Origin of the sequence: uncultured Streptococcus sp., from assembly GCF_963525625.1 — a bacterium.
In the GTDB taxonomy this organism is placed as follows: Bacteria; Bacillota; Bacilli; order Lactobacillales; family Streptococcaceae; genus Streptococcus.
Window position 1 is genome coordinate 76,139 of record NZ_CAURLD010000003.1, and the last position, 14,083, is coordinate 90,221.

At 43.7% G+C, this 14,083-nt stretch carries 14 protein-coding genes; 12 read left to right on the top strand and 2 right to left on the bottom strand.

Annotated elements, in window-relative coordinates; translation table 11 throughout:
- Positions 1–71 precede the first annotated feature (71 nt).
- Positions 72–518, bottom strand: a complete 447-nt coding sequence (locus tag RYK49_RS02660) for a MarR family winged helix-turn-helix transcriptional regulator (RefSeq protein WP_002930817.1) — start codon at positions 516–518, stop codon at positions 72–74.
- A 114-nt stretch (positions 519–632) separates the two neighbouring features.
- Here RYK49_RS02660 and RYK49_RS02665 point away from each other — a divergent pair, with 114 nt between their 5' ends.
- The 11 genes from RYK49_RS02665 (at position 633) to RYK49_RS02715 (ending at position 11,630) form a co-directional block, all read left to right on the top strand.
- The gene (locus tag RYK49_RS02665; protein WP_314831265.1) at positions 633–1,121 is read left to right on the top strand and encodes a DUF5590 domain-containing protein; all 489 of its coding nucleotides are present in this window, start codon (positions 633–635) and stop codon (positions 1,119–1,121) included.
- Positions 1,118–2,299 carry a pyridoxal phosphate-dependent aminotransferase gene (locus RYK49_RS02670; RefSeq protein WP_314831264.1) on the top strand — a complete coding sequence of 394 codons (1,182 nt, stop codon included), beginning with the start codon at positions 1,118–1,120 and terminating at the stop codon, positions 2,297–2,299. Before RYK49_RS02665 ends, RYK49_RS02670 begins: the two co-directional genes overlap by 4 nt.
- A 263-nt stretch (positions 2,300–2,562) precedes the next feature.
- Complete coding sequence (locus tag RYK49_RS02675; RefSeq protein ID WP_314831263.1) at positions 2,563–3,036, top strand: hypothetical protein; 474 nt, start codon at positions 2,563–2,565, stop codon at positions 3,034–3,036.
- A 232-nt stretch (positions 3,037–3,268) separates the two neighbouring features.
- The gene (locus RYK49_RS02680) at positions 3,269–3,688 is read left to right on the top strand and encodes a hypothetical protein (protein WP_125347317.1); all 420 of its coding nucleotides are present in this window, start codon (positions 3,269–3,271) and stop codon (positions 3,686–3,688) included.
- Positions 3,689–3,702: 14 nt separating this feature from the next.
- Positions 3,703–4,296 carry a hypothetical protein gene (locus tag RYK49_RS02685; protein ID WP_314831262.1) on the top strand — a complete coding sequence of 198 codons (594 nt, stop codon included), beginning with the start codon at positions 3,703–3,705 and terminating at the stop codon, positions 4,294–4,296.
- A 9-nt stretch (positions 4,297–4,305) separates the two neighbouring features.
- Positions 4,306–4,656: a hypothetical protein gene (locus tag RYK49_RS02690; protein ID WP_004186537.1), complete on the top strand. Its 351-nt coding sequence runs from the start codon at positions 4,306–4,308 to the stop codon at positions 4,654–4,656.
- A gap of 179 nt (positions 4,657–4,835) precedes the next feature.
- Entirely contained in the window at positions 4,836–5,201 is a 366-nt protein-coding gene (locus RYK49_RS02695) for a VOC family protein (protein ID WP_314831261.1), read from the top strand.
- 21 nt (positions 5,202–5,222) lie between these two features.
- Entirely contained in the window at positions 5,223–6,569 is a 1,347-nt protein-coding gene (gene asnS, locus RYK49_RS02700; protein ID WP_314831260.1) for an asparagine--tRNA ligase, read from the top strand.
- Between the two features lie 309 nt (positions 6,570–6,878).
- Entirely contained in the window at positions 6,879–8,066 is a 1,188-nt protein-coding gene (locus RYK49_RS02705) for an MFS transporter (RefSeq protein WP_314831259.1), read from the top strand.
- Positions 8,067–8,161: 95 nt separating this feature from the next.
- Complete coding sequence (locus RYK49_RS02710; protein ID WP_314831258.1) at positions 8,162–9,904, top strand: ABC transporter ATP-binding protein; 1,743 nt, start codon at positions 8,162–8,164, stop codon at positions 9,902–9,904.
- The gene (locus RYK49_RS02715) at positions 9,894–11,630 is read left to right on the top strand and encodes an ABC transporter ATP-binding protein (protein WP_314831257.1); all 1,737 of its coding nucleotides are present in this window, start codon (positions 9,894–9,896) and stop codon (positions 11,628–11,630) included. Before RYK49_RS02710 ends, RYK49_RS02715 begins: the two co-directional genes overlap by 11 nt.
- A 75-nt stretch (positions 11,631–11,705) precedes the next feature.
- Here the strand turns inward: RYK49_RS02715 and RYK49_RS02720 are convergent, their stop codons facing one another.
- Positions 11,706–13,232: an ATP-binding cassette domain-containing protein gene (locus tag RYK49_RS02720; RefSeq protein ID WP_314831256.1), complete on the bottom strand. Its 1,527-nt coding sequence runs from the start codon at positions 13,230–13,232 to the stop codon at positions 11,706–11,708.
- A gap of 617 nt (positions 13,233–13,849) precedes the next feature.
- On the opposite strand from RYK49_RS02720, the gene RYK49_RS02725 reads away from it, so the two are divergent.
- Positions 13,850–14,041: a hypothetical protein gene (locus RYK49_RS02725; protein ID WP_314831255.1), complete on the top strand. Its 192-nt coding sequence runs from the start codon at positions 13,850–13,852 to the stop codon at positions 14,039–14,041.
- Positions 14,042–14,083: the final 42 nt, after the last annotated feature.

Below are 14,083 nucleotides of genomic sequence, written 5' to 3' on the forward strand. Positions count from 1 at the left end.
TTTTATAAAATAAAGAGAAATTTCTCTTGTTACAATATATGTTACAACATTAATCACTAGTTAGCAATTATTTAGCTCATTTTTTTGAAATTTTTTAAAATTCGAATCAAGTCTTGCTTATCGTCTTCTTCGAGAATGGAAAGAGCTTGCTGAATATTTTTAATATGATCAGGCAGGGCGGCTTCAATTTTAGCTCTGCCTTGTTCTGTCAAACCAATCAAAAAAGCCCGGCGGTCATTTGGGTCGCAGGTGCGGACAATCCAGCCGTCGCGTTCCATATTTTTGATGACAACAGTCATGTTGCCAGAAGTTGCCAATATGCGGTCAATCAGATCCTGAATACGCAGTTCCCCTTTGCTGTACAAGGTTTCTAAGACGGAAAACTGAGTAGGAGTCAAATCATGCTTTTTAAAAATCTGGGCTTCAATGGCACGTATGGTTCTTGCTGCCTTGTGAAAGACAATCATGGTTTTCAAATCAAGCAGAGTTTCTTTGCTTAAATCGTCTGTAATCTTCATAACAATATTTTACCAACAAATAGTATCATATGCAAGGATATTGCTTTAGAATTTTACGAATATTCTCATCAAAAAAAGATAGAAAAATAGGAGTATTTGTAGTATAATGACGGAGTGAAATATAAAAATAGAAATAAAGCCAGTTTTCCAATTTGGCAGTACCTTATCGGTATTTTTATCGTTCTCAGCGTTCTTGTCTTTTCATTTTTTGCAGTTTTGCAAGTATCTGTGCAGCCGAGGCAGTCGGCTAAAGAAGCAAACAGCCGCTTGGCCAAGGAATACGCAGATCTTGAAAAAGTTGACTCATTTGCCATCTACAATGGGCAGGAATCTTACTACAGTCTGCTTGGCAAGACAAGTAAGGGTGTCGAAAAAGCTGTATTGATTGCAAAAGATTCCAATGAGATTCGGGTCTATCGATTGGACCAAGGTGTCAGTCAGGCTGAGGCGAAGAGCATTGCCAAGGAAAATGGAGCAGGAACTATTGATAAGGTAACCATGGGCTACTTTCAGGATCAGCCCATCTGGGAAGTCAAGTCGGGAGGCACCTACTACCTGATTGGTTTTGAAAGCGGACAGTTAGTCAGCAAGGAGGGACTATGAAATTATCAAATCGTGTCTTAAAGATGGAAGAAAGCGTGACATTGGCAACAGCAGCGCGTGCTAAAGGTTTGAAAGCGCAGGGGCGGGATATTCTGTCTCTGACTCTGGGAGAGCCGGATTTTCCAACGCCTAAGAATATCCGAGATGCGGCTGTAGCAGCTATTGAGGATGGGCGTGCTAGCTTTTATACGGTGACTAGCGGTCTGCCAGATCTAAAAGAAGCTGTAGTAGAGTATTTTGCTAACTATTACGGCTACACAATCCAGCCTAATCAAGTGACGGTGGCAACCGGAGCTAAGTTCTCCCTCTACACCTTCTTTATGAGTGTGCTTGACCCAGGTGATGAAGCTATCATTCCGACGCCTTACTGGGTCAGCTACGGGGACCAGATTAAGATGGCCGAGGGGACTCCTGTCTTTGTCCAAGCTACTGAGGAAAATAGTTTCAAGGTGACGGTGGAACAGTTAGAAGCTGCTCGTACTGACAAGACTAAGGTCTTGGTTTTGAACTCGCCGTCCAATCCGACGGGTATGATTTATACAGCAGAGGAGCTGCTGGCGATTGGGAACTGGGCTGTAGAGCATGACATTCTGATTTTGGCAGATGACATTTATGGACGTCTGGTTTATAACGGAAATAAATTTACGCCAATTTCCAGTCTATCAGAGGAGATTCGCAAGCAGACAGTGGTCATCAATGGTGTCTCTAAGAGCTACTCCATGACAGGCTGGCGGATTGGCTATGCAGTTGGTGAGCCAGAGATTATAGCAGCTATGAGTAAGATTGCAGGTCAGACGACTTCTAACCCGACAGCAGCGGCTCAATATGCAGCTATCGAAGCTCTGACTGGCAGTCAGGAAACGGTCGAGACTATGCGTCAAGCCTTTGAAGAGCGTCTCAATACCATCTATCCTCTCTTGGCTCAAGTGCCAGGATTTGAAGTGGTCAAGCCGCAAGGCGCCTTCTATCTCTTCCCAAATGTCAAGAAAGCCATGGAGATGAAGGGTTATACAGATGTGACCGAGTTTACGACAGCTATTTTAGAAGAAGTTGGCGTGGCTCTGGTGACCGGAGCAGGCTTCGGTGCTCCAGAAAATGTCCGTCTTAGCTATGCGACGGACTTGGACACGCTCAAAGAAGCCGTTCAACGCCTGCAGCATTTTATGGAGACTAAATAAAGCTCTCAGTATGGCATTGCTTGCTAAAGATAACCTACAAAGATTTATAAACAATAGATAAGGACGGACTCAGAGTTCGTCCTTTTTAGTTCCCCTAAACTGCACTGGCAAATAGTTTGACAAAATGGTAAAATAATATAGAAAGATATGGAAGCGTTTTTACTTTAGTCAAAATTAGTAAGCTTTAGCATGGATAAATGTGAATTTGCTTCGCTTAGAATTCAGCTGTTAACGAATTTAAACAATAGTGGAAGGAGAACAATATGAAAGGTCGTTTGATTTTCTTATTCTTGCTAGGCGGTCTAGTCTTGCTAGGAGCTTATGTTTTCTTTAATTCAGAGGTGGGTTGGACCACTATTTCCGAATCCAATGGCTATAGTTTGCAAGCAAAAGGTCATCGCTATCGTATCCAATATTATGAGAATGACTCGGCCCGAATAGACTGGTATTTGAGCAATTATCAGCCAGAACTGAGATTAAATATGAGAATCTTAGAACGCCCAACTGCCCCCGGTTCTTACACTAAGGAGGAGATATCCGGACAGGGCTCTGCACGCTTTTTGATGGTTTGTAGAACTTGGGGTTCTGCAGAGAACAGTCAAAAGTTTTTAATTAAACGTGCCTATTATAAGGTTGATATTAGACTTAATAAAAAGATGGAGGTAGATACTGAGAAGAGCAGTATGACCTACTGGAAGACAGAAGAAGAGGTAAAGAATGATCCGCCTATTGATTAAATAGCAGCTATAAATGCTAGATTAACTATGTATAAGTCACTTTCCGATAGGAATCACCAGACGACTTAAAAATTTGAGGAGTATTTAGTTGAAGACGACGGTGTTTCGGTGTATAATAAAAGAAGTCCATTTGGTCTAGCCCTGCATTCTATTGACTTGCAGTGTGTTCCTCATGGTCTTTTTACTTAAGTAATAATAGGAATGAAGATTATTTTGTACAAAAGGAGATAAAATGGGTTTTATCAGAAAGGAAATAGGGGAAAGAGAGAAGAAGCTTCTCGAGGATTTTTCTATTGAAGAAAAAGAACTGGCTCTGCCATTTTTACTAGAGGATGAGAAGAGAGGAATTTTTCTCTGCGTCAAGCAATTTCGTATTGGTGAAGGGAAATATCAAGTCTTAGCCATGATTCTCGGTGGGCACTTGCTTGAATTTCGCCTAGAAGAAGAGCGAGCCGATAGATATCCAGCTCGCAATGAGGAAGATCAAAGTGTAAAAGGTCTATCAACAGAAACAATCTCCCAGCTTGTGATTCCCAAGGTTTTAAAAGGACGAGAGGACAAGATCGTAACAGTGATTCAACATGCCCTGTCGCAGATTAACCCTTATTATGATACGAAGATAAGGGAAGTAAACCACGTGGAGTACAGATAAAGAGGAGATAGGATATGGGATTATTAGAAAAGTGTCTGGATTTTTTACCGACTAGGCGGGCTGTCAGTGACATAGAAGAAGAGATGACTTGGGAGGAGGAATTTACCCCTAAAAGAGTTCATCATAAAGAAGTCAGTAGTAGCCCTCAGAAGGAGACTGAGGGAACAGCGTCTCTTCCCCAGGAAGGAAGTTGGAAGTTCGTGCACGAGATGATTTCTGAAGAAGGGATTGAGCTTTTAAAGAAGGCTGGGATTGATGATGAGCTAGTCTTTGAGACGGGCGATTGGGTCGCAGACCATGATTTGGGGATTTATTTAGTCCTTTATCGCTTTGGTGGCAGAACCAACTGGAAGAAGACTTATAAGCTAATCTTGCAAGGACAAGTGATTGAATTTAAGACTAAGACCATTTTTCATCAGCAGGATTTTTCTTATGAAGATGGGGAATTCACTAAGGGAGTGATTGTCAAAAATGTCTCCAATATGCTTCTGCCTGTGGCTTTCGAAGGTCAACAGCAGCGCGTGCTCCATATCATTCAAGCAGCTCTGTCAGCAGCTAGCCCAAGCTATGATACGGTCATTTACAGGGCGAACTTTGATTTGGTTTAGGAGGGGAAGATGATATATATTACAAGAGAAGATGTTTTGACTTGGTTGGACAAACATGAGCCAGTGGCCAATCGTCAGAAAGACATTGCGGCTTTTCATAAAGAACTGTCGTTTCGTCTTCAAAGAATGGACTTTCGACCGTCTACCAGTTCAAAAGATCCACAGAGAGATGTTTGTGAAGACCCTGACCAAGAGCTGACTGTAGCCTTTACTCAGGATGGGGAGGGGAATTATGCGACGATTGACCAGAGTCCAGGAGGTCAGATTCTCAGCGATCAGCGTTTTAAGATGGCTTTGAAAAAAGTCTTGAACTATGATGATGACATGGTTGATCGACTGTTATATGGAACAAAAAATTAGTCCTCTTATTCAGAGAGAGTTATCCGCCAGCCTTTATGAGGCTGGTTTTTTAATTTTTCTGAGATTTAGACTCTTCAAGGATAGCTATTGCAATCGCTTTATGGTAAAATATAGAACAGATGTCCAAAAGATTTGTCTTGAAATAAAGTGACATTTAGCAACCAATCTAGGAGGCAGATATGATTGATCATTTTGGTATTAAAGTCAAGGATTTGGAAGCCAGCAAGCTCTTTTATCAGCAAGCTTTAGAGCCATTGGGCTACAAGATTGCCTTTGAAATTCCTCAGGCAGTAAGTTTTGCAGAACCTCGGACAGTTCCAGCTGGAGATTTTTGGTTAAGTCAGGGGCAATCAGATGCGTCTCATTTTGCCTTTCGTGCAGAGACTAGGGAGCAGGTGGATGCTTTTTATCAAGCTGGCCTTGCAGCGGGTGGCAAAGATAATGGCGCCCCAGGCATTCGTCCCCAATATCACCAGCCTTATTATGCAGCCTTTGTCTTGGATCCAGATGGTAATAATGTCGAGGCAGTCTGTCATAAAGAATAAAAAATAGAAAAGAGAAAAAACGTGTCAAAGAAAATCGTAACAATTATTGATGTGAAAAATTATGTTGGTCAAGAAGTGACCATCGGTGCTTGGGTTGCCAATAAGTCAGGTAAGGGTAAGATTGCTTTCTTGCAGCTGCGTGATGGTTCTGCCTTTTTCCAAGGGGTAGCTTTTAAGCCTAACTTCATCGAGAAATTTGGCGAAGAAGAAGGATTGGCGAAGTTTGATACGATTAAAAAGCTTAGCCAAGAAACTTCTGTCTATGTGACAGGGATTGTCAAGGAAGACGAGCGCTCAAAATTTGGCTATGAGCTGGACATCACCGATATCGAAATCATCGGTGAGTCAAATGACTATCCAATCACTCCCAAAGAACATGGGACGGACTTCCTCATGGACAACCGTCACTTGTGGCTGCGTTCTCGTAAGCAAGTGGCAATGATGCAAATCCGCAATGCCATAATCTATGCTACCTATGAATTCTTTGACAAGAATGGCTTTATGAAGTTTGACAGCCCAATCTTGTCAGGAAATGCAGCAGAAGACTCAACTGAGCTCTTTGAAACAGACTACTTCGGAACTCCAGCTTACTTGAGCCAATCTGGTCAGCTTTATCTGGAAGCAGGTGCTATGGCTCTTGGTCGTGTCTTTGACTTTGGTCCTGTATTCCGTGCCGAAAAATCAAAAACCCGTCGTCATTTGACTGAGTTCTGGATGATGGATGCAGAGTATTCATACTTGACACATGATGAGTCACTCGACTTGCAAGAAGCTTATGTTAAAGCCTTGATTCAAGGTGTTCTTGACCGTGCTCCTCAAGCTTTGGAAACACTGGAACGTGATGTAGAACTTTTGAAACGCTATATTGCAGAGCCTTTCAAGCGTGTTAGCTATGATGAAGCGATTGACCTCTTGCAAGCCCATGAAAATGATGAGGATGCGGACTATGAGCATCTGGAACATGGTGATGACTTCGGTTCACCACATGAAACATGGATTTCAAACCACTTTGGTGTACCAACCTTTGTCGTGAACTATCCAGCAGCTATCAAGGCTTTCTACATGAAACCTGTGGAAGGAAATCCAGACCGTGTCCTTTGTGCAGATCTACTGGCACCTGAAGGCTACGGTGAAATCATCGGTGGTTCTATGCGTGAAGAGGATTATGACGCTTTGGTTGCTAAGATGGAAGAGCTTGGTATGGATACATCAGAATATGAATTCTACTTGGATCTTCGTAAGTATGGATCTGTTCCACATGGAGGCTTTGGTATCGGTATCGAGCGTATGGTAACCTTTGTAGCAGGGACCAAGCATATCCGTGAAGCCATTCCATTCCCACGTATGCTACACCGTATTAAACCGTAAAACGAATGAGAGTGGGACAGAAATCGGTAATTCGTTAGAATTCGATTTCGTCGTCCCACCTCCGCACAGTTGAGTAGGGCTGTAAAAGCTGATGAAATCAGCGTAGTAGAGCCCACTCAACCACTGCGTCTTGCTTGACAATCCAAAGACAATTGAGAGGCTAGGACTTTTGTCCCAGCCTCTTCAACATCGAACTATGAATAATCCAAATATAGAATTTTAGAGAAAGAAGAGGTAGGAGTCATGTAAACAGCAGATTAACAAGTGATAAAGGATAGAAATTAAAAAACACTTGTTAAAGGAGAAAATATGTTTAAAAGAAGTTATCGGAAAAATATCGGCCTGATGGCTGGAGTAGAATTTTTTGCCTTTCTGGGAATTACTAGTTTTTGGATTTTATTTCTAAGTCAAAACGGTATGTCCCTCTGGCAGATTGGGCTTTTGGAAAGTATTTTTCATGCGACTAGCGTTATTTGTGAGATTCCTTCTGGGATGTTGGCGGATCGCTTTTCCTACAAGACCAATCTTTATCTGAGCCGGATAGCTGGGATTGTGTCTTCTGTTCTCATGTTGGCGGGGCAGGGGAACTTTTGGGTTTATGCACTGGCTATGGTGATTAGTGCTTGGTCCTATAATTTTGATTCAGGGACAAGTGCAGCCATGGTCTATGATTCATCTGTGGAAGCCGGACTCAAGGAACGTTACCTATCCATCTCCAGTTTTATGTCTGGAGTGGCTGAAGCGACCCGGTCTTTGGGAACGGTCTGGGCTGGATTTTTTGTCCATGGACAATTGCATCTGACCTACTATATCATGATTGGGACCTCTATCATCGTTCTTTTCTTGACTTGGATGTTGAAGGAGCCAAGTGTCAAAGCAGAGAAAGCAGAACGTCTGACCATGAAAAAGATTATCTGGGCTGTCAAAGAGGAATTGCAAAGAAATCCCAGTCTATTTACCTGGATGATTCTTTCCCAAATCATCGGAACACTGATGTGTATGTTTTATTTTTATTATCAAAATCAATTGCCTGACTTAAAGGATTGGCAGATTTCGGTAGTCATGCTGATTGGCAGTGCTTTGAATATCTTGGCGGTCTATCTGGCGAGTGTGATTGGAAAGAAGTATTCTGCCCTAAAACTCTTTCCTTCAGTGGTCCTTCTAACTGGAGTGACTTACTTGATGTCCTATTTTGGCACGCCGATCATCTATATTTTGATTTATCTAATCAGCAACGCCTTGTATGCACTCTTTCAGCCGATTTTTGACAATGATTTGCAAAAGCAGCTGCCAAGTGAAGTACGGGCGACCATGCTTAGTGTCTATTCTATGATGTTCAGCCTGAGTATGATTGTCATTTTCCCTGTGACAGGCTGGTTGATCGATCACTTTGGCTTTGACTGGACTTTTATAGCTTTGGGCGGCTTCTTATTAGCCGTAACGCCACTTTTGTATATGAGTCTAAAGAAAATAAGCCAGAACTTACAAGAAATCTAATATAATATTCTCTTTCTGCTGGTCAGAAGGAGAATATTTTTTACCATTTGAAAATTATGGTAAAATATATACAGTTTAATGGAGAAGTAGGCAGTATGAAAGATTTATTGAAATATTTCAAGGGCTATATCAGAGAGTCTTTGCTGGGACCCTTGTTCAAGCTCTTGGAGGCCAGTTTTGAACTCTTAGTTCCGCTTTTGATTGCGGGAATTGTGGACGAGACCATTCCTAGACACGACAGCTCCCATCTCTACTGGATGGTTTTTCTTTTGATGGGCTTGGCTGCGCTGGGCGTGGTAGTAGCAGTGGTGGCCCAGTATTATTCGTCAAAGGCGGCAGTGGGCTTTACTCGTCAGATGACAAGCGACCTCTATCAAAAGATCCTGCGTTTGCCCAAGGCTAGTCGGGATGAGCTGACGACTTCTAGCTTGGTGACTCGGCTGACGAGCGACACCTATCAGATCCAGACGGGCATCAATCAATTTCTTCGTCTCTTTCTGCGGGCGCCTATCATCGTTTTTGGCTCCATCATCATGGCCTTTACTATCAGTCCGGTCATTACCTTGTGGTTCTTGCTCATGGTGGCAATTTTAACGGCTATTATCGTTTTCATGTCTCGTCTGATGAATCCTCTATATGCTAAGATTCGTCAACTGACAGACCAGTTGGTCAATCTGACGCGTGAGCAACTGCAGGGCATGCGGGTTATACGCGCTTTCGGTCAGACCCAGCGCGAAGTTGAGACCTTTCGCAATCGCAACGAGCTCTATAAAACCTGGCAAATCAGAACAGGAGCTTTGGCTAGTCTGATTAGTCCTCTGACCTTTCTTACGGTCAATGGTACTCTGATTGCTGTGATTTGGCAGGGGAATGCTTTTATTGGCAAGGGATTGTTGACCCAGGGGATGCTAGTGGCCTTGGTTAATTATTTATTGCAAATTTTGGTGGAATTGCTCAAGCTGGCTATGCTGGTCAATTCTCTCAATCAAAGCTATATCAGTGCAGGGCGCATCAATCAGGTCTTCGAGCAAGCAGAAGAAGATATCTTGCAGGAATTAGTGCAGGAAACATCTCTGCCGAATCAAGCTATTAAAGTCCAGCAGGTCAGCTTTTCCTATCCAAATGCAGCTAGTCCAGCCTTGACTGGTCTGACTTTTGATTTGAAAAGAGGTCAGACTTTAGGTGTTATTGGCGGGACAGGTTCAGGTAAGTCTACTCTGGTTCAGCTGCTGGCTCATCTCTATCCAGTTGCTGCTGGTCAGTTGACCATCTTTTCTCAAGGACGCAGTCCTAAAAATCTCAGAGAATGGAGGTCTTGGATTAGTCTGGTGCCTCAGAAGGCGGAGCTTTTTCAAGGAACTGTTCGATCCAATCTGACTTTAGGACTGTCAACCAATCCAACAGACGCAGACTTGTGGCAGGCTTTAGAGATTGCTCAGGCGGCAGACTTTGTCTCTCAGAAGGAAGGGGGCTTGGATGCGACTGTAGAGGCCTTTGGCCGGAATTTTTCTGGCGGTCAGCGTCAGCGTTTAACCATTGCAAGAGCTGTCTTGCGGAGGGCACCTTTCTTGGTTTTAGATGATGCGACCTCAGCTCTGGACTATCTGACAGAGGCTAGACTCTTGCAGGCTATTAAGAATGAATTGACAGAGACCAGTCTGGTCTTGATTTCTCAGCGGACCAATAGCTTGCGCTCAGCGGATCAAATTTTAGTCCTAGATAAGGGAGAACAGGTGGCTCTTGGTCGCCATGAGGAACTCTTAGCTAGCTCTGCTATTTACCGAGAAATTCATCACTCACAGCATAGTCAAGGAGAGGAGGGAAACCATGAAGCATAAGACATCACCTAGCAGCTTGAGGCGTTTGACTCGAGATTTGCTGCAGGCGCGCTGGCTCTTTCTTCTAGCTAGTCTGGGAACGGTGGCTCAAGTGGCTCTGACTGTTCTTCTTCCAGTTTTAATCGGGAATGCGGTTGATAGCGTTCTTCTCCCTCATGCGGAGCAGCATTTGATGCCGATTTTGGGGCAGATGCTGTTGGTCATCTTAGCCAATACGCTGATTCAATGGCTCAATCCCTTACTCTATAATCAGCTGGTCTATCGCTATAGCCAGCAGCTTCGTCAAGGCGTCATCAAGAAAGTGCACTATCTGCCTTTGGCCTATCTGGATCGGCAGGGAACTGGCGACTTGGTTAGTCGGGTGACGACGGACTTGGAGCAGCTCAGCAATGGCTTGCTTATGGTTTTTAATCAGTTTTTTGTGGGTTTGCTAACAATTTTAGTGACTATCATTAGTATGGCCAGATTGGACTTTTTTCTCCTGCTTTTGGTTCTGCTTTTGACGCCTCTTTCTCTCTTCTTAGCTCGCTTTATTGCTAGAAAGAGTTTTAGCTTTTTCCAACGTCAGACGCAGGCGAGGGGGGCACAGACCCAACTGATTGAGGAAAGCCTGACCCAGGAAAGTCTGATACAGGCTTTTAATGCTCAGGAGCAGTTTGACAAAGCTTTTACTCGCAGTAATCAAACTTATGCAGATTATTCTCAGGCGGCTATTTTCTATTCTTCGACGGTCAATCCTTCGACTCGTTTTATCAATGCCCTGATTTATGCTTTGATTGTATGCTTTGGGGCTGTCCGAATCATTCAGGGAACAGGTTTTACGGTTGGGCAGCTGGTAACTTTTCTCAACTACGTCAACCAGTACACCAAGCCTTTCAACGATATATCGTCAGTCATGTCGGAATTGCAGAGCGCTTTAGCTTGTGCGGAGCGAATTTACAGCGTTTTGGACCAAGAAGAAATAGCAGAGTCTGGTCAGGAAATCCTCCAGTCGGAAGATGTCAGAGGACAGATTAGCTTTGAGCATGTGGCTTTTGGCTATGAGCCTGGAAAAGAGCTGATTCAGGATTTGAATATAAGGATTCCAGCAGCTAGCAAGGTCGCAATTGTCGGGCCAACTGGTGCTGGCAAGTCTACCTTGATCAATCTCCTCATGCGCTTTTACAATGTTGACAGTGGTCTTATTTCGCTAGACGATGTTCCCATCAGTCATTACACCAGAGCTTCTTATCGTCAGCAGTTTGGCATGGTACTGCAGGAGACTTGGCTCAAGACGGCGACCATTCATGACAACATAGCTTTTGGCCGGCCAGATGCCAGCCGAGAAGAGGTCATTGCAGCTGCCAAGGCGGCCAATGCTCATTTCTTTATCCAGCAACTGCCTCAGGGCTATGACACCTATCTGGCGGATGCAGGGGACTCCTTGTCTCAAGGTCAGCGGCAGCTCTTGACCATTGCACGTGTCTTCCTTGCTGTTCCTAAAATCCTAATCTTGGATGAGGCGACTTCCTCCATCGATACCCGGACAGAAGTCTTGATTCAGGAGGCTTTCAGCAAGCTCATGGTGGGGCGTACTAGCTTTATCATCGCCCACCGTCTGTCCACTATTCAAAATGCTGACATCATCCTCGTCATGGTAGACGGTGATATCGTCGAACATGGGAATCATCAGGAGCTCATGGCAGCCAGAGGCGTTTATTACCAAATGCAGACGGCGCAGGAGTAGAAGGGGAGCTTTATTAAAGTTCAAAGATTGATGCTAAATGAAACTAAAAGAGTTGGAATTTCCAACTCTTTTTGCTTATAGTTCAACTTCTTCCAATCCCTCCTCCGTAAGTCGATAAATCTTCTGGCAGACTTCTTTGAGAAAGATTCGATCGTGGGAGACAGCGATGATGGCGCCAGGATAGGTCGCCAAAAGCTGGCGAACCTGAGGCTGAGAGGTGGGAGAGAAGTTGCGGGTTGGCTCGTCCAGAAGGAGGACATTGGGACAGTCTAGGACTAGTTTGAGCAGGAGGAACTTGGCTTTTTGACCGCCGGAAAGCTGCCCGATCGGGTGGCGGGCCTCGTCGCGCGTGAACTGGAGACTGGCTAGATGAGTCAGGATTTTCTCTTCATGGGCCTTGTCGCCAGAGGGAGCCAGAAAGTCCAAAGGACTGCTCTCATCATTTAGCAAGTCGCCATAATGCTGGGGCATGTAGCCGACCTGCATATCTGTCCGCTCACGCAGAATCTTCCATATTTCTTTAAGCAGAGTAGACTTGCCTGCACCATTAGCACCAATCAGTCCGATTTTTTCCTGGCCGCAGACCTCCAGAGTCAGGTTCTCCGCCAGTTGTCGCTCGTTTGTTTCCAGTTTCATTCCTTCTAATTTCAGGATTCTTTTGGTCAATGGCAGAGCTTCTATGTCTGAGAAGTGAAGGCTGATGACATCTTCCTGTGTCGGAATTTCGGTCATTTCAGCGCCTGCCTTTTCAAATCGTTTGCCCTGCGAGAGGACGTTTTTCATCTTCTTGGCTACCAGTCGACCTGCAGTAGCGTCATGGGTGTTTCGTAAAGTATGCTCCACACTCTGCTTAACCCGTCGGTGTTTTTCCATGGTCTTGGCGTGTTCTTCCCGCTCTTTCCGTGCCAATTGACCTTGTTTTTCAAAGGATTCCTGACGTTGATGGCGGTAATTTTCATAGTCCAGACTCTTGACACTGGTTCTAGCCTCCTGCTTCTTTTTGATTCGCTCCAGATGAACAATCTTGGTCGCAGCTTGAGCGAGAAAGTGCTCGTCGTGAGAGACGAAAAGGATCGTTCTCTGGCTGTGGCTGATAAAGTTTTCCAGCCATGTCAGAGTTTCGAGATCAAGGTCATTAGAGGGCTCATCAAGAAAGAGAATGTCCCAATCGCTGGCTAGTTTCTTGATAAGCTGGACTTTAAGCTTTTCTCCTCCAGATAGGCTAGAGAGCAGCTGCTGACTGGCAAAACGCTGGCTGTCAAAGTTGAGCTCTCCAGCATAGCGGTAGAGCTTGGCATAGTCCAGCTCTGTCTCAAAATCAGCAAAGAAATAGTCATTGAGCGTCAGTTGGGCATCCTCTGAAGGTAGCTGCTGGGGTAAGTAGACAGCAGCAGTATAGGACTTATCAATCTGTCCGCTGTAGCTGACATAGGAGCTGACCAGTCGCTCGTCTAGCAGGAGCTTGAGTAGGGTGGACTTGCCATTGCCCTCCTCACCGATAATAGCGACCTTGTCTCCTTGATTGACAGTAAGTGACAAATCTTTGACTAACTCCTTCAGGTCTTTTAGGTGGGTGATCGTTAGATTTCTTATTTGAAGCATAGATGTCTCCTTCGTTTTATAACACAAAATACAGCCCTGCTTTATTTAGCAGAGCTGTTTTTAGTTGCACAAAGCAGACACAGGAGTGTCAAAGTGGGATTATTCGTCTATAGGCTTCCAGCTTACACTGTCATAGGAGCGACAGGATTAATCTAAAGATAAGCAAATAGAAGCTAGAAAGCACAAAAAATGAACATCCCGCGGATATGCAGAAACATGACAAAATCTACTAAATAAAGTTTCCTTTAAAAAATAGACTTAATTTTTCATGTCTCCGTGTACCTCCGAAATAGTTCTGTCTTAAGTCTAACAAAAGATAGCAGATACGTCAAGCGCTTTCAAATAAATAAAAATTTTTTAAAAGATTTTGGAGCTAATTTTTATAAACTCTCTAAGAATATTGATTTCAAGGCTTTTAAGCTGATTTTGATATATAATTTTTTAATTATATAAAAATTTGACATATACCAGAAAATTATATATAATCGTCTTGTATATAAAAATTATATATATAAAATGATTATACAAATAGGCCTAAAATTTGTAAAAGATAAGAAGAGCTGGAATGGGATAGATTCCAGTCGTCATTTTAAATTGTATCTAAGGAGTAAGAAACCATGCCAAAAACTTTATTTCTCTGGCTTTTGACAGTCCTAAGCTTGGGACTTGTAAAAACGCCTCAAGCTAAGACGATAGAGCAATCTTTGAAGTCTAACACGGCGGCCATTGAGATTAGCCAAAAAATTCAGGATTATGTCAATAAAGATGAAGCGACAAGGGTGGCTGTAGAAGCAGCGACCTTTGATTAGATGATGCAAATCATTGATTAAGAAAGGAGAAAGCTATGTTAA